We start from the raw sequence: 15,734 nt of genomic DNA on the forward strand, positions 1-15,734 counted from the left end.
TGGCGTCATATTTGAATCAAAATGGGGCTGCCATTAGTAAAATTAATCACGCGAGGCGTGCTTAAAAAATCACTTAAGTTGAATGGGTATGCAATAAAGAGGTGCAACCATCAGGAAAAATGGCTGCCAGGGTGCTGATTAGCACAGGATGTTGAGATAAGGCCCACAAAAGCGCGGCCCTCCAGATTATTCAGTTGGCAGAATTAGTCAAGCGCTTTGCGCATATAGAAGGGAACGTCGGCGAAATCGCGCTGCGATGCACCATTACAGGGCATAACCCGCGTGATATGGCAGGGTGAAGCGGGGCAGCGCAGCGATAATTACGCTATCATGAGCCAGATTTCGTTCAGGGAGCTCGTAATGAAACAGATTCGTCTTTTAGCGCAGTACTACGTTGATTTGATGGTCAAACTCGGCCTGGTGCGTTTTTCGCTACTGTTAGCCTCGGCGCTGGTCGTACTGGCGATGGTGGTGCAGATGGCCGTCACCATGGTGTTGCGCGGACATGTGGAAAGCATCGACGTTGTCCGCTCCATCTTCTTCGGTCTGTTAATTACGCCCTGGGCAGTCTATTTCCTCTCGGTGGTGGTCGATCAGCTGGAAGAGTCGCGCCAACGCCTGTCAAAACTGGTGGATAAGCTGGAAGAGATGCGTACGCGCGATCTCGAGCTTAATCAGCAGATGAAGGAGACCATCACCCAGCTTAATCAGGAAATTAATGATCGTATTAAAGCTGAGCAGGCGCGTGAGCAGGTGATGGATAAGCTGCGCGAAGAGATGGCACGACGCGAGCAGGCGCAAATCGAGCTGGAACAGCAATCCTCCTTCCTGCGCTCTTTCCTGGATGCATCACCGGATTTGGTGTTCTACCGCAACATTGATAAGCAGTTCTCCGGTTGTAACCGCGCCATGGAACTGCTAACCGGCATGAGCGAAAAGCAGTTGATTGGCCTGACTCCGCGCGATATCTACGATGACGAAGCCGCCACTAAAGTGCTGGAAACCGATGAGAAAGTGTTCCGCCACAATGTATCGCTGACGTACGAACAGTGGCTGCAATATCCCGACGGGCGCAAAGCCTGTTTCGAAATCCGTAAAGTGCCCTATTACGATCGCGTGGGTAAACGCAGTGGCCTGATGGGCTTTGGCCGCGATATTACTGAGCGTAAGCGCTATCAGGACGCGCTGGAGAACGCCAGCCGTGAGAAGACCACCTTTATTTCTACTATCAGCCACGAGCTCCGTACGCCGCTGAATGGCATCGTTGGGCTGAGCCGCATCCTGCTGGATACCGATCTCAATCAGGAGCAACTCAAGTACCTCAAAACCATCCACGTTTCAGCCATCACGCTGGGCAACATCTTCAATGACGTGATCGAAGTGGACAAAATCGAGCGCCGTAAAGTGCAGCTGGATAATCAACCGCTTGATTTCACCGGCTTCCTCGCCGATCTGGAAAATCTCTCTGGTCTGCTGGCGCAGCCAAAAGGGCTGAAGTTTGTTATGGCGCCAGAGTTGCCGCTGCCGCATAAAATCTCGGCGGATGGTACGCGCTTGCGTCAGATTCTGTGGAACCTGATTGGCAACGCCGTGAAATTTACCCAGCAGGGCGAGATTGTGGTGCGCGTCGCCTATCGTCAGGATGAAACGCTGCACTTTGAAGTGCAGGATTCCGGCATGGGCATTCCGCAGGAAGAGCAGGATAAGATCTTCGCGATGTACTACCAGGTGAAAGATCAACATGGCGGCAAACCGGCGACGGGTACCGGCATCGGTTTAGCGGTTTCGCGTCGTCTGGCACAGGCGATGGGCGGCGATATCAGCGTCAGTAGCGTCGCGGGGCAGGGTTCCTGCTTTACCGTCGAGATTAACGCGCCACGCGTCGCTGAGGAAGTTGAAGACGATAATCTGGATGACAGCATGCCGTTGCCGGCGCTGCACGTGTTGCTGGTGGAAGATATCGAGCTCAACGTCATTGTGGCGCGGTCGGTGCTGGAGAAGTTGGGCTGCAGCGTCGACGTCGCGATGACCGGAACGGACGCGCTGTCGATGTTTGATCCGCAGGAGTTCGATCTGGTGCTGCTCGACATTCAGCTACCGGATATGACCGGCCTCGACGTGTCGCGCGCTATCCATCAGCGTTATGCCGATGTGGCGCTGCCGCCGCTGGTGGCATTGACCGCCAACGTGCTGAAAGACAAAAAAGAGTATCTCGATGCCGGCATGGATGATGTGTTGAGCAAGCCGCTTGCCGTGCCAGCGCTTACGGCGGTGATCAAGAAGTTCTGGGATTATCAACCTGAGCAGGAAGAGATAGCCGTCGAGTCATCAGACGAGCAGTCACGCACGCTTTTAGATGTGGCGATGTTGGAGCAATACATTGAGCTGGTTGGCCCAGGATTGATTACCCAAAGCCTCACCATGTTTGAGCAGATGATGCCGGGTTACCTCGACGTGCTGGATTCCAACATGATGGCACGCGATCAAAAAGGCATAGCTGAAGAAGGGCACAAGATCAAAGGTGCAGCAGGTTCGGTTGGCTTACTGCATTTGCAGCAGTTAGCGAAACAGATTCAGTCGCCAGAATTGCCAGCGTGGTGGGACAACGTGCAAGAGTGGGTTGACGAATTAAAACAGGAATGGCTCAAAGACGTGAACGTGTTACGTGAATGGGTAGCAGAGCGGGAAAAATCACAGGACGTTAGAAAAAAATGACCCCAGTCGAAACTGGGGTGCGCGAATACTGCGCCAACACCAGGGAAATGGGTACTGCTGCTATTATTAGAAATCGAATAAGAAAGCAACAGTTCGGTATTGGTTAACGCTTCAAAATCACCTTAACAAATTCGCCAATGCTTGCGACAAGATTCATTAAATTGTGTGATGTTGAGCAGCGATTAAATACAGAAAACATTAATTTGCTGACACAGTCAAGCAAGGAATTAATTTCTTTGCCATATTGCACTTTTTTTGACCAAATGTTCTGCTTTTTGCCTGGTTTTGCTGCAGTGACCGGCAGGAAAAGCCTGACACAAGCATGGAAAATCTGATTCTGACAAAAAATTGAGGTTAAGTAAGGTTAACACTCTGATATTGATGGATAAAAACAGACTTTTCGGCTGGTTATCCAAAACGTTTTGGAAACCTTAAACGGAAAGTTCCAGTTTATAGTTTATTGAATAATGTAAACCAAACGTGCGGTAAATCGCTTTACCATCCGTGAGGTCGAATGCATACATGATCAGACAGATTTGGGCGCAATTTTCAGAATGGTCTCTGTTATCAATGAACAAGTTCGAACAACAATAAAATTGATAGTTAAGCATCATGAAAGCATTTACGTGAGCGATATCACATTCAGTTAAGTGTTCATGCATGCAGCATTTGATCTATTTATCGTTATGGAACCGATTCCTTTTTGGCGGAAGTGCTTGATGTGATTGGCTCTAATAGAGGAACACTGATTGCGATGGCAACAATTTTCCAGACGTCTTAACCAGTCTGAGGATAAAATTTAGTGGTTAATCGTTGGTATTCGCTATCGTGACTTGGGTGATTGATTAATACAGGGAACAGGTAAGAGAAAATTGCATGAGCAAGAGTAAAGGAACACTGGGAAAACGTATTAAAGTGCTGATTGCTAAAGCGCTACTGGCCTGGCTTGGCATCTGGTTAGCGGGCATTTTGCTGTTTGCTTTTTTACCGGTACCGTTCTCGGCGGTGATGGTGGAACGGCAAATCAGCGCCTGGTTTACTGGGCGCTTTGATTATGTGGCGCACTCGGATTGGGTCGGCATGGACGAAATCTCGCCGTGGATGGCATTAGCAGTTATCGCTTCTGAGGATCAAAAGTTTCCCGAGCATTGGGGCTTTGATGTCGATGCCATCCAGTCAGTGCTGGATAACGATGGCAATGAACGCATGCGCGGTGCTTCAACGCTTTCACAGCAGACGGCGAAAAACCTGTTTCTGTGGGATGGTCGCAGCTGGTTGCGTAAAGGGCTGGAAGCAGGATTAACGGTGGGAATCGAAACCGTGTGGACTAAGCGGCGTATCCTGACGGTTTATCTCAATATCGCAGAATTTGGCGACGGCGTGTTTGGCGTGGAAGAAGCTTCACAGCGCTATTTCCATAAACCCGCTAGCCGCCTGACGATGTCTGAAGCTGCGTTACTGGCAGCGGTGCTGCCCAATCCAATCCGTTTCCGCGCCGATGCGCCTTCAGGCTACACGCGGCAGCGGCAGCAGTGGATTATGCGGCAGATGCGCCAGTTGGGCGGCGAGGGTTTCCTCAATCGCTACAAGCTGCACTGATAGGTTTAATCCTCGTCAAAGCCCGCTTCAAACAGTTCTATAACCGCTGCCAGCGCCTGCTCTTCCTGCGGGCCGCTGGCTTCAATCTCAATATGGCCGCCTTTCGCTGAGTCGAGCATCAGCAGCGCAATCACGCTGCTGGCTTCGGCTTCGGTGCCCGATTCGTTACGCAGCAACACTTCAGCATCAAAACTCTGCACCAGCTCGAACAGCTTCATTGCCGGGCGCGCGTGCATGCCCAGCTTGTTACGAATCTCAACGGTTTGCTTCACGGTCATGATTTGCGTTTTTCCAGAGTGCGATGACGAGATTGCACGTTTTTACCGCGTGAACGGAAATAATCCGCCAGTTGTTCAGCGATATACACTGAACGATGCTTCCCGCCAGTACAGCCGATGGCGACGGTGAGATAGCTGCGGTTGTTGGTTTCCAGCATCGGCAGCCACAGTTCCAGATAGCTGCGCGTTTGATAGATAAAGTTGTGCACTTCGGTGTGACGATCGAGGAAGGCGGCAACTGGACGATCCAGGCCGGTCATCGGACGTAGCTTAGGATCCCAGTGCGGATTCGGCAGGAAACGCACATCGAAAACATAATCGGCGTCGATCGGAATGCCGTGTTTGAAGCCGAATGACTCAAACACCATGGTGAGTTCACGCTCGCGCTTGCCCAGCAGGCGCGTGCGCAGCATCTCCGCCAATTCATGAACCGACATCTCGGACGTATCGATAATCAGATCGGCGCGTGAGCGCAGCGGCTCCAGCAGATCGTTCTCTTCGTCGATAGCACTTTCCAGCGACAGATTTTTGCTGGAGAGCGGATGCAGGCGACGCGTATCGCTGTAGCGGCGAATCAGCGTGTTGCGATCGGTATCGAGAAACAGCAGCTGCGGCGAGAAGGTATCCGGCAGATTGTTGAGCGCGGCTTCAAAGACTTCCGGTGATTCCGGCATGTTGCGCACGTCAATGCTGACCGCCGCAGAAATATTGCGTTCGGTTAAGGTATTCGCCAGCTCCGGTAGCAATACCACCGGCAAGTTGTCGACACAGTAGAAGCCCATATCTTCAAGGGCACGCAGCGCGACTGATTTTCCTGAGCCTGACCGACCGCTAACGATCATCAGCACCATCACATTTCTCCCGTTTTAAACCGGCGAACAGGCCGGTAAAAGTGTTTCTCGCTTAAGAGTGTGCTTCCTGAGCTTCTGTGATAATGGCGTAGAGCTCTTCGTCGCTCTGTGCCGCACGCAAACGACGACAGACGGTTTTATCCGCCAGACGTTTGGCAACCAGCGAAAGCGTGTGCAAATGGGTTTTACACTGGTCCGCAGGTACCAGCAGGGCAAACAGCAGGTCAACCGGCTGATTGTCTACCGCATCAAAAGCGATAGGCTGATCGAGGCTGATAAACACGCCGACAGCGCGTAATGTATCCTCCTCCAGCTTGCCATGTGGAATGGCGATGCCGTTGCCAATACCGGTACTGCCCATACGTTCGCGGGTCAGGATGGCTTCGAAAAGCGTCTGGTGCGGCAGATTGAGCTGCTTCGCTGCCAGCTCGCTGATAATTTCCAGCGCGCGTTTTTTACTCTGGCAGTGTACGCCGCTACGGGTACAGTCCAGTGAAAGGACCGAGCTCAATTCCAGTGTTAGATCGTTGTTCATCATCGTTTCACTTGCGAGTTCACATAGCCGCGAGGTTCAGGCGATTGATTTCATTGCCGTTCGCCCGCTGGCGCTTGCGCAGATGACAAAACGGGGCGGTAATATCCGCCCCATTTATGCTCTAAGTGCCGAATCAGTCAGCACTCTGCAAGCGTGAAGGTTAGTGTTTTTTCAGTTTGTCTTTGTGTTTGGTCAGCTGACGGGAAAGCTTGTCGATTAACCCGTCGATGGCCGCGTACATGTCTTCCGCTTCCGATGTGGCGTGCAGCTCCCCGCCGTTGACGTGCAGTGTTGCATCCGCAATCTGCGTCACCTTCTCTACCTTCAGAACAATATAAACCTGATTGATGCGATCAAAATAGTGTTCCAGTTTGGCAAATTTGGTATTTACAAATTCACGCAGAGGTTCGGTAATTTCAACATTAAGGCCGGTAAGGTTTAGCTGCATAGGTCTTCCTTCTTCGTTCGGTCAAACCAGCTGTTTACGCTGGTTTGATGGCGGTATAGATAAAGACTCGCGATATTTAGCAACCGTACGTCGCGCTACCATGATGCCCTGTTCGGATAACATGGAGGTCAGTTTGCTGTCGCTCAAGGGTTTTGCGGGGTTTTCCGCCGAGATCAATTTTTTCACTAATGCACGAATCGCCGTGGACGAGGCTTCGCCACCGCCTTCGGTGTTGACGTGACTGGAGAAAAAATACTTCAGTTCAAAGATGCCACGCGGGCTGTGTAAATACTTTTGCGTGGTCACGCGGGAAATAGTGGATTCGTGCATATCAACAGCCTGAGCGATATCCGCCAGCACCATCGGACGCATGTACTCCTCACCCTGCTCAAAAAACGCCTGCTGCTGTTCAACGATACAGCGTGTCACTTTCAGCAGCGTGTCGTTACGGCTCTCCAGGCTCTTAATCAGCCACTTGGCTTCCTGTAAGTTGCTACGAATAAACTGATTATCGCTTTCATTACGGCCAGCTCCGCCCATCGCAGCATACTGCTGATTGATTTTCAGGCGCGGCATGCTGTCGGAATTCAGTTCAACCGTCCAGCGCTTGCTGATTTTGCGCACCAGCACATCGGGAATGACATATTCCGGTTCGCTGGTGTTGATTGACTGGCCAGGGCGCGGATCGAGTGACTGAATCAGCAACATCGCCTCTTTAAGCACCTCTTCCTTCAGACGCGTTACGCGCATCAGGCTGCGGAAATCATGGTTGGCCAGCAGATCAAGATGTTCGCTCACAATCAGGCGCGCTTCCGCCAGCATGGGCGTAGCGGCATCATATTGCGAAAGCTGCACTAACAGGCAATCACGCAAATCACGGGCACCGACGCCGACCGGATCGAAACGCTGCACGCGTTTAAGCACGGCTTCAACTTCTTCCAGCGTTAGCTCTTCATCGCCAATACTGTCATAAATATCTTGTAAGCTGACGGTGAGATAGCCGGTGTCGTCAATGGCATCAACAATGGATGTAGCGATGGCGCGATCGGTATCAGTGAACGGCGTTAACTCAACTTGCCACATCAGGTAATCCTGCAGCGATTGCGTGGTTTCGCCCTGATAGATTGGCAGTTCGTCATCCTGGTAATCGGTGCCGGTGCCTGACGGCGTGCCCGCAGTGTAGATTTCGTCCCAGGTGGCATCGAGCGGGAGATCTTCAGGCATGTCTTTCTGTTCAAGAGCTTCACGCGTGTCTAATGAATCACTCTCTTGTTCCTGAAATTCGCGTGCGTCGACTTCTTCGTGCAGGTCGGTTTGTTCAAGCAGCGGATTGCTTTCCAGCGCCAGTTGGAGTTCTTGCTGGAGTTCAAGCGTAGAGAGTTGCAGCAAGCGAATGGCTTGCTGCAACTGTGGTGTCATCGCCAGCTGTTGGCTGAGCCTGAGTTGCAAACCTTGCTTCATAATTCGGTTAGAATTTCCTAAGCAAACGTAGGGTGTTACGACACCTTATCAGAGTCTGAACTCTTCGCCCAAATAAACACGCTTAACCTGCTCATCTACAAGAATTTCATCAGGCGTGCCATGGGCAATTAAATGACCCTGGCTAACGATATAAGCGCGTTCACACACCGCGAGGGTTTCACGCACGTTGTGGTCGGTAATCAGCACGCCAAGGCCGCTGTCACGCAGATGCTCGATGATTTTCTTGATGTCGATAACCGAAATGGGGTCAACACCGGCAAAAGGCTCATCCAGCAGGATGAATTTAGGATTAGCCGCCAGCGCGCGAGCAATTTCCACACGACGGCGTTCACCACCCGACAGCGCCTGGCCCATGCTGTCGCGCAGATGGCCGATATGGAACTCTTCCATCAGCTCGTTGGCACGATCCTGACGCTGCTCTTCTGTCAGATCATCACGGATCTGCAGCACCGCCATCAGGTTGTCGTACACGCTCAGGCGACGGAAGATCGAGGCTTCCTGCGGCAAATAGCCGATGCCGCGACGGGCACGCGCATGCAGCGGCAGGATGCTGATGTCTTCATCATCAATCACAATGCGGCCCGCATCGCGCGGTACAATTCCCACCACCATGTAAAAGGTGGTGGTTTTACCGGCACCGTTTGGACCCAGCAGGCCGACAATCTCGCCGGATTTTACCTGCAGGCTAACATCTTCCACCACGCGGCGGCCTTTGTAGGCTTTCGCCAGGTTCTCAGCGATTAGTGTAGCCATAGCAATCAGTTACTCTTTTTAGGGCTCGCGGACGAACCGTTTTTGTCCTGCAGCTGCGACGGTACCAGAACGGTGGTCACGCGCTTGCTGTCACCCTGGCTGAACGCCTGCATCTTCTGCTCTTTCACCAGGTAAGTGATGCGGTCGCCTTTGATGTTACTGTCCTGCTGCTGAATGAAGGCATTACCGGTCAGCTCAACAAAATCATTCGCCAGTTCATAGTGCAGTTTACTGGCGTGGCCTTGCACCGGCTTACCGTTATCCTGCATCTGATAGAAGGTGGCTGGCGTGCCGTAAGCATCAACGATGGTTTTCTTGCTATCGCCGCCCGGACGGGTGACGACCACTTTATCGGCGGTAATCTTGATGGAACCCTGGGTCACAATCACGTTGCCGGTAAAGGTCGCGACGTTGCCCTGCAGGTCCAGCGCCTGATTGACGGAGTCAATATTCACCGGCTTGTCTGAGTCGCCAGTTAATGCCAGCGCAGGCAGGCTCGTTGCCAGCAGCGTACTCACCAGCAATAACTTAAGGCTATTTTTGTTCATTTTGAATTTCATAGGAAGTTTTGACCTTTTCAAGCAGCTCAGCATGTTTCGTCCGTAAATTGCCGCGCATTTTCATGCCAGTGGAATTAAAACTGCGGCCAAAAAGGGTGACTTGATCGTCAGATGTCACATCCTGGGTGACCAAATTAACCTGAGCGTTATCGGTAAGGATGCGCTCAAGCTGTGAATCCTGGGTCAAAGTATTGACGACAACGTTGCCATAAAGATAAAGCATACGATCTTTAGTCAGCTTTGCCTTATCGGCGCGCACCGACCATGTCGCGACTTTGTTTACGTCATAGGTGGTCATCACCGGATTATCGAACCAACTTATCTCATCGGCAGCAAAGTAGGTGACTTTATCGGAGACCAGCTTATAGCCCAGCGCGCCTGTTGGGTTATACACCACCGTGTTCGATTTCTCGCTGGTGTAGGTTGGCGCTTGATCGTTAGTCGCCACCGGCGTTCGGTCGTCATCCTGGTTGGTGAGATTCCAGCCGATCAGCACTAAGGCGATCAAGGCCAGGATCAGCGTCATCCAACGCCTGCTCTTACTCATATTGATTGCCCTTTGGCATCCTCAAATTTGTTCTGCGCCATCAAAATCAGATCGCACAACTCACGTACAGCGCCGCGGCCACCGGCAATGCGGGTAACATAATGCGCGCGCGGCAGTAAAATCGGGTGGGCATCGGCAACGGCCACGCTCAAACCCGCCTGCGCCATCACCGGCCAGTCGATCAGGTCATCGCCAATATAGGCGACTTGATCGGCGGTTAATGACAGTTTATCCAGGAGTTCCCGCCAGGCCAAAAGCTTATCCGATTGTCCCTGGTAAAGATGCGTAATGCCGAGCGTCTTACAGCGATCTTCCAGCAGTTTTGCTTTGCGGCCGGTAATAATAGCCACTTCGATGCCGGAGGTCAGCAAGCAACGCACGCCATAACCATCGCGCACGTTAAAAGCCTTCAGCTCTTCACCGCTGTTGCCCATGTAAATCACGCCATCCGACATCACGCCATCGACGTCACAAATCAGCAGGCGAATCTTCGCAGCACGCGCCATGACGTCCGCGCTCACCGGACCGTAGTAAGTCTCGACCATCGCCGTTTCAGCACTCATTGTTTCTTCCTGTTCAGACTACGCCAGCGCGCAGCATGTCATGCATATGTACCACACCGAGCAGGCGATCGTCATCGGCCACCAGCAGGGCGGTGATGTTTTTGTTTTGCATCAGATTAAGGGCATCGACCGCGAGCATATTCGGGCGCACGCGAATACCGCCGCTGGTCATCACTTCCTGAATGGTGGCTTTCTGGAAATCGATGCCCATATCGAACACGCGGCGCAAGTCACCATCGGTAAAGATGCCTTCGATTTTCATCAGGTCATCAACAATTACCGTTAAACCAAGATTCTTGCGGGTAATTTCCAGCAGCGCATCGCGCATTGAGGCATCACGGCTGACGTGTGGGATTTCATCGCCGCTGTGCATGATATCGCTGACGTGCAGCAGCAGTTTGCGGCCCAGCGCACCGCCGGGATGCGACAGCGCAAAATCTTCCTGGGTAAATCCGCGCGCTTCCAGCAACGCCACGGCCAGCGCATCACCCATGACTAAGGTCGCGGTGGTGCTAGTGGTCGGTGCCAGGCCGAGCGGACAGGCTTCCTGCGGCACTTTCACGCAGAGATGCACATCCGCCGCGCGGCCCATCGCGCTTTCCGGACGGCCGGTAATACAGATCAGCTGCACCTTCTGGCGCTTTAACACCGGCACCAGCGCAAGGATTTCGCCGGACTCACCGCTGTTGGAAATCGCTATCACCACATCATTGGTGCTGACCATGCCGAGATCGCCGTGGCTGGCTTCACCGGGATGCACAAAGAAAGAGGGCGTTCCGGTGCTGGCAAAAGTCGCGGCCATCTTTTTACCGATATGTCCGGATTTGCCCATGCCCATCACCACCACTTTGCCACGGCAGGCAAAGATCATCGCGCAGGCGCGATCGAAATCGTCATTGATATATTGGTCAAGCTGCTCCAGCCCTTCGCGTTCGATGCGCAGTACCGCTTTACCTGCTTGCTGGAAATCGAAATCCGGTTGCTGATGTGACATGGTCAGTCCGTCCTTAATAGCTTGTGATAAGCATGGGGCTAAGCCACAGCCACAACACCCACGCGATAAAACCACCTAATAATAGTGTGCCTGCGATACGGCCAATACGGCGTTTGCGCAGCAGGCAGAGCAGGGCGAACAGCACGCTCACCGCCAGCATCACCCAGTAATCACGCGCGAAGGCATGCGCATCAACGCTACCGGGATGAATCAGCGCTGGCAGGCCGAGCACAATCGCCAGATTGAAAATGTTGGCGCCGATCAGGTTACCGATAGCGATATCGTCCTCACCTTTCAGCGCGCCAGCCACAACGGTAGCCAGTTCGGGCAAGCTGGTGCCGACGGCAATCAGCGTCAGGCCCATCACCAGTTCGCTCACACCGAAGTAGTCGGCAAAGACGGTGGCGTTGTCGATCACCATCCGCGTCGACATCGGCAGAATAATTAGCGCAACCGCCAGCCATAGAAAGGCCACGGTGTTGCCGGCTTCATCGCGCGGCAATTCGGCCAGTTGTTCACGGGTTAGCGTGTCGTTATTGTCACGTTCAGCACGGCGAGCAATGCGGATCACCACCAGCAGATAACCCAGCGCGATCAGTAGCAGCGCAACGCCATCAAGACGGCTGAGGTGATTATCAAACAGCATGATGCCGCTGAGCAGTGAGACTAGCAGCATTAATGGCAGTTCGCGCCGAATCAGATTGGAGTGTACTGTCAATGGATGGAGCAACGCTGCGCCACCCAGAATCAAGAGAATGTTGGTGATGTTCGAGCCCAGCGCAGTGCCGACCGCTAAATCCATCTGTCCATGCTGCGCAGCTGAAAATGAGACGATCAATTCCGGCAATGATGTGCCAATGCTCACCACCGTCATACCTATGATCAGCGGTGGGATGCCAAAGGATCGACAGAGGATCGCCGCGCTAAATACCAGACGGTCGGCGCCGTAAACCAGTAAAATCAATCCGATAAACAGCAAGGCAGAGGCTACGAACATTAAAAATCCTTGATGGATGGAGGTGTCGGCGAACCTTGTCCGACAGGTAAAAACATTCTGCACGCACTAACAGGCGCTGATTTTGACTGTCTGAGAGGCAAAAGTAAATTTTAAGGCCGTTTTCGCCACACTAAGTGGGTAAGTTTCTGTAAAACTATCGTGCATTCGAGGCTACCAGGCTACCATCCACCGCTTTGATAGCGCCCGATCCGCATAAAGAGGTAAAGATGATCCAGCAGCAAACGAATCTGGTTGAGGTTCGTGGCGTCAGTTTCACGCGCGGAGATCGTACAATCTTTGACGATATCTCGTTAACGGTACCCGCCGGCAAAGTCACCGCGATTATGGGGCCGTCCGGAATTGGTAAAACCACGCTTTTACGTCTGATTGGCGGGCAATTACAGCCCGATAAAGGCGAGATTTGGTTCCGCGATCAGAATATCCCGACGCTTTCCCGCACGAAATTGTACGAAGCGCGTAAAAAAATGAGCATGCTGTTTCAGTCAGGCGCGCTGTTTACCGATCTCAACGTGTATGAAAACGTTGCCTGGCCGTTGCGTGAACATACGCAGTTGCCGCCAGAACTGTTGCACAGCACCGTATTGATGAAGCTGGAAGCGGTGGGATTGCGTGGTGCTGCGAAACTGATGCCTGCCGAACTCTCTGGCGGTATGGCGCGCCGTGCGGCGCTGGCGCGTGCTATCGCGCTAGAACCGGAACTGATTATGTTCGATGAACCTTTTGTCGGCCAGGATCCGATCACCATGGGCGTACTGGTGAAGTTAATTGACGAACTGAATCATGCTTTGGGTCTGACCTGCATTGTGGTTTCACACGATGTGCCTGAGGTATTGAGCATTGCCGATCATGCCTATATTGTTGCCGGACAAAAAATTATTGCTCAGGGCAGCGCGCCGGAACTGCGGGAAAATCCCGATCCGCGTGTGCGCCAGTTTATCGAGGGTCATGCGGATGGTCCGGTGCCGTTTCGCTTTGCCGCTGGCGATTATCTCAGCGACTTGACCCGCTCAGGGAGAACGTAAACTGATGTTGTTACAGGCGCTAGCGTCATTTGGACGTCAGGGAATTAATACCTGTGCCGCTTTTGGCCGCGCAGGCCTCATGCTATTTCATGCGCTGGTAGGTAAGCCGGCGTTTCGTCGCCATGCGCCGCTGCTGGTAAAACAGCTCTACAGCGTGGGCGTGTTATCGTTGCTGATCATCGTGGTATCCGGCCTGTTTATTGGCATGGTGCTGGGTCTGCAAGGCTATCTGGTGCTCACCACCTACAATGCTGAAACCAGCCTTGGCATGCTGGTGGCGCTCTCGCTGCTGCGTGAACTCGGTCCGGTCGTCACGGCGTTGCTTTTTGCAGGCCGTGCAGGTTCAGCGTTAACCGCTGAAATTGGTCTTATGAAAGCCACCGAACAGCTCTCCAGCATGGAGATGATGGCCGTCGATCCGTTACGTCGTGTGGTATCACCGCGCTTCTGGGCCGGCTTTATTAGCATGCCGCTGCTGGCGCTGATCTTTACCGCCGTCGGTATTGCCGGTGGCGCGCTGGTTGGCGTGAGCTGGAAAGGGATCGATCCTGGTTTCTTCTGGTCGGCGATGCAAAATGCGGTGGATTTCCGCACTGATGTCGTTAACTGCATGATCAAAAGCGCGGTCTTTGCCGTCACGGTAACCTGGATTGCGCTATTTAATGGCTATGATGCCATCCCGACCTCGGAAGGGATCAGTCGGGCGACGACGCGTACCGTGGTGCATGCTTCACTGGCGGTACTCGGTTTGGATTTTGTGCTGACAGCACTGATGTTTGGGAATTGATGCAATGCAAAGCAAGAAAAACGAAATCTGGGTTGGCGTCTTCATGCTGGCTGCGCTGCTGGCGCTGTTATTCCTCGCCCTGCGCGTCGCCGATCTCAAAACAATCGGCACCGAACCGACGTGGAAGATGTATGCCACCTTCGATAATATCGGCGGACTTAAAGTCAGTTCTCCGGTAAAAATTGGCGGTGTGTTAATTGGCCGAGTGTCAGATATCGCGCTGGATGAGAAAACCCTTTCACCGCGTGTAACCATGGATATCAGCGATAAATTCGCCAATAAGATTCCAGACACCAGCTCATTAGCCATCCGCACCCAAGGTCTGCTTGGTGAGCAGTTCCTGGCGTTGAATTTAGGTTTTGACGATCCCGAGCTTGGCTCATCGATGCTGAAAGATGGCGGCACCCTGCGTGACACCAAATCGGCACTGGTGCTGGAAGACCTGATCGGTCAATTCCTCTATAAGAGCGGCGATAACAAACCCGACAACAAATCCCAGGGCGCGGAGAGCGCACCAGCAGCACCTGCAACAACGGAATAACCTACGAGGTAAAACATGATGTTTAAACGTTTACTGATGATTGCTGTGTTGGCAATCGCACCGCTGGCAGCCAACGCCGCAGCGGATCAAACTAATCCTTACAAGCTGATGAACGAAGCGGCGGATAAGACCTTTACCCGTCTGAAAAACGAACAGCCGAAGATTAAGCAGGATCCGAACTATCTGCGTGAAGTGGTGCGTCAGGAACTGATGCCGTACGTGCAGGTAAAATATGCCGGTGCGTTGGTTCTCGGCCGCTATTATCGTGATGCGACACCGGCGCAACGTGATGCCTACTTTGCCGCGTTCGGTGATTATCTGGCGCAGGCTTACGGCCAGGCGCTGGCGCTGTATAACGGTCAAACTTACCAAATCCAGCCGGAACAGCCGATTGGCGATGCCAATATCGTGGCGATTCGCGTCACCATTATCGATCCGAACGGGCGTCCGCCAGTGCGTCTCGATTTCCAGTGGCGTAAGAACAGCCAGACCGGCAACTGGCAGGCGTATGACATGGTGGCTGAAGGCATCAGCATGATCACCACCAAACAGAATGAGTGGGGCGATCTGTTGCGCACCAAAGGCATTGATGGCCTGACGGCTCAGCTGAAAGTCTATGCAGCACAGCCGATCACCCTGGATAAAAAGCAATAATGAGTGAACCGTTACGCTGGCAGCGTACTGCCAGCACGCTGGCCCTAAGCGGCAAATTAGATCGTGATACCTTGCTGACCTTGTGGCAGGAACGCGAAACTGCGGTGGCGGATATCACCACCATTGATGTTGCCGGGCTGGAAAGGGTGGATTCAGCGGGTTTAGCGCTGCTGGTGCATCTGCGTGAAATCGCGCGAGCCCAAGGCAGCGCGCCACTTTTCTCTGGGGTCTCCGATAAACTCCAGTCGCTGATCACGCTGTATAACCTGCAGCAGATTATTGTTTCTGCGGAAAAAATCGCCTGATCTGCGGATGTCGAAGCTAAGCCCCTGATTTTTTCAGGGGCTTTTGCGTATTTAAGAGTCAGGCGCTTTCCTCTAAGATGGC

Annotated in this window: 18 protein-coding genes; 7 read left to right on the forward strand and 11 right to left on the reverse strand. The window is 52.9% G+C overall.

Annotation, left to right across the window (positions count from 1 at the left end):
* Positions 1 to 360: 360 nt before the first annotated feature.
* Entirely contained in the window at positions 361 to 2,715 is a 2,355-nt protein-coding gene (gene arcB, locus NR302_RS02340) for an aerobic respiration two-component sensor histidine kinase ArcB (RefSeq protein ID WP_258144448.1), read from the forward strand.
* A gap of 876 nt (positions 2,716 to 3,591) precedes the next feature.
* A complete protein-coding gene (mtgA, locus tag NR302_RS02345; protein WP_061718271.1) occupies positions 3,592 to 4,314 on the forward strand; it encodes a monofunctional biosynthetic peptidoglycan transglycosylase in 723 nt (240 codons plus the stop codon).
* A gap of 5 nt (positions 4,315 to 4,319) precedes the next feature.
* Here mtgA and npr read toward each other — a convergent pair whose 3' ends face one another.
* The 11 genes from npr to NR302_RS02400 all read right to left on the reverse strand — a co-directional run bounded on the left by npr (position 4,320) and on the right by NR302_RS02400 (position 12,322).
* Complete coding sequence (gene npr, locus NR302_RS02350; protein WP_008104379.1) at positions 4,320 to 4,592, reverse strand: PTS phosphocarrier protein NPr; 273 nt, start codon at positions 4,590 to 4,592, stop codon at positions 4,320 to 4,322.
* On the reverse strand, positions 4,589 to 5,443 hold the full coding sequence (gene rapZ / locus NR302_RS02355; RefSeq protein ID WP_008104378.1) for an RNase adapter RapZ: 855 nt from the start codon (positions 5,441 to 5,443) through the stop codon (positions 4,589 to 4,591). Before rapZ ends, npr begins: the two co-directional genes overlap by 4 nt.
* 52 nt (positions 5,444 to 5,495) lie before the next feature.
* Positions 5,496 to 5,978 carry a PTS IIA-like nitrogen regulatory protein PtsN gene (gene ptsN, locus NR302_RS02360; RefSeq protein WP_175501705.1) on the reverse strand — a complete coding sequence of 161 codons (483 nt, stop codon included), beginning with the start codon at positions 5,976 to 5,978 and terminating at the stop codon, positions 5,496 to 5,498.
* 160 nt (positions 5,979 to 6,138) lie between these two features.
* Positions 6,139 to 6,426: a ribosome hibernation promoting factor gene (gene hpf, locus NR302_RS02365; protein ID WP_008104375.1), complete on the reverse strand. Its 288-nt coding sequence runs from the start codon at positions 6,424 to 6,426 to the stop codon at positions 6,139 to 6,141.
* Between the two features lie 21 nt (positions 6,427 to 6,447).
* Positions 6,448 to 7,887 carry an RNA polymerase factor sigma-54 gene (rpoN, locus tag NR302_RS02370; protein WP_154154511.1) on the reverse strand — a complete coding sequence of 480 codons (1,440 nt, stop codon included), beginning with the start codon at positions 7,885 to 7,887 and terminating at the stop codon, positions 6,448 to 6,450.
* A 48-nt stretch (positions 7,888 to 7,935) separates the two neighbouring features.
* Positions 7,936 to 8,661 carry an LPS export ABC transporter ATP-binding protein gene (gene lptB, locus NR302_RS02375; protein ID WP_008104371.1) on the reverse strand — a complete coding sequence of 242 codons (726 nt, stop codon included), beginning with the start codon at positions 8,659 to 8,661 and terminating at the stop codon, positions 7,936 to 7,938.
* A gap of 5 nt (positions 8,662 to 8,666) precedes the next feature.
* On the reverse strand, positions 8,667 to 9,221 hold the full coding sequence (gene lptA, locus NR302_RS02380) for a lipopolysaccharide ABC transporter substrate-binding protein LptA (RefSeq protein WP_036648348.1): 555 nt from the start codon (positions 9,219 to 9,221) through the stop codon (positions 8,667 to 8,669).
* A complete protein-coding gene (lptC, locus tag NR302_RS02385) occupies positions 9,196 to 9,768 on the reverse strand; it encodes an LPS export ABC transporter periplasmic protein LptC (protein ID WP_036648345.1) in 573 nt (190 codons plus the stop codon). Before lptC ends, lptA begins: the two co-directional genes overlap by 26 nt.
* The gene (gene kdsC, locus NR302_RS02390; protein ID WP_258144449.1) at positions 9,765 to 10,331 is read right to left on the reverse strand and encodes a 3-deoxy-manno-octulosonate-8-phosphatase KdsC; all 567 of its coding nucleotides are present in this window, start codon (positions 10,329 to 10,331) and stop codon (positions 9,765 to 9,767) included. Before kdsC ends, lptC begins: the two co-directional genes overlap by 4 nt.
* A gap of 13 nt (positions 10,332 to 10,344) precedes the next feature.
* On the reverse strand, positions 10,345 to 11,325 hold the full coding sequence (gene kdsD / locus NR302_RS02395; RefSeq protein WP_110868082.1) for an arabinose-5-phosphate isomerase KdsD: 981 nt from the start codon (positions 11,323 to 11,325) through the stop codon (positions 10,345 to 10,347).
* Positions 11,326 to 11,338: 13 nt separating this feature from the next.
* Positions 11,339 to 12,322, reverse strand: a complete 984-nt coding sequence (locus NR302_RS02400; protein ID WP_008104362.1) for a calcium/sodium antiporter — start codon at positions 12,320 to 12,322, stop codon at positions 11,339 to 11,341.
* Positions 12,323 to 12,549: 227 nt separating this feature from the next.
* Between NR302_RS02400 and mlaF the strand changes: the two genes are divergently transcribed.
* The 5 genes from mlaF to mlaB are packed head-to-tail and all read left to right on the forward strand — an operon-like array spanning position 12,550 to position 15,652.
* Positions 12,550 to 13,365 carry a phospholipid ABC transporter ATP-binding protein MlaF gene (gene mlaF, locus NR302_RS02405; RefSeq protein WP_008104360.1) on the forward strand — a complete coding sequence of 272 codons (816 nt, stop codon included), beginning with the start codon at positions 12,550 to 12,552 and terminating at the stop codon, positions 13,363 to 13,365.
* A 4-nt stretch (positions 13,366 to 13,369) separates the two neighbouring features.
* Positions 13,370 to 14,152 carry a lipid asymmetry maintenance ABC transporter permease subunit MlaE gene (mlaE, locus tag NR302_RS02410; RefSeq protein WP_007886633.1) on the forward strand — a complete coding sequence of 261 codons (783 nt, stop codon included), beginning with the start codon at positions 13,370 to 13,372 and terminating at the stop codon, positions 14,150 to 14,152.
* 4 nt (positions 14,153 to 14,156) lie between these two features.
* A complete protein-coding gene (mlaD, locus tag NR302_RS02415; protein WP_008104357.1) occupies positions 14,157 to 14,693 on the forward strand; it encodes an outer membrane lipid asymmetry maintenance protein MlaD in 537 nt (178 codons plus the stop codon).
* Between the two features lie 18 nt (positions 14,694 to 14,711).
* A complete protein-coding gene (mlaC, locus tag NR302_RS02420; protein ID WP_036648371.1) occupies positions 14,712 to 15,347 on the forward strand; it encodes a phospholipid-binding protein MlaC in 636 nt (211 codons plus the stop codon).
* Positions 15,347 to 15,652, forward strand: a complete 306-nt coding sequence (gene mlaB, locus NR302_RS02425) for a lipid asymmetry maintenance protein MlaB (RefSeq protein ID WP_258144450.1) — start codon at positions 15,347 to 15,349, stop codon at positions 15,650 to 15,652. The genes mlaC and mlaB overlap by 1 nt, the downstream gene beginning before the upstream one ends.
* Positions 15,653 to 15,734: the final 82 nt, after the last annotated feature.

The sequence above is a fragment of the Pantoea sp. SOD02 genome (genome assembly GCF_024707505.1).
In the GTDB taxonomy this organism is placed as follows: Bacteria; Pseudomonadota; Gammaproteobacteria; order Enterobacterales; family Enterobacteriaceae; genus Pantoea; species Pantoea symbiotica.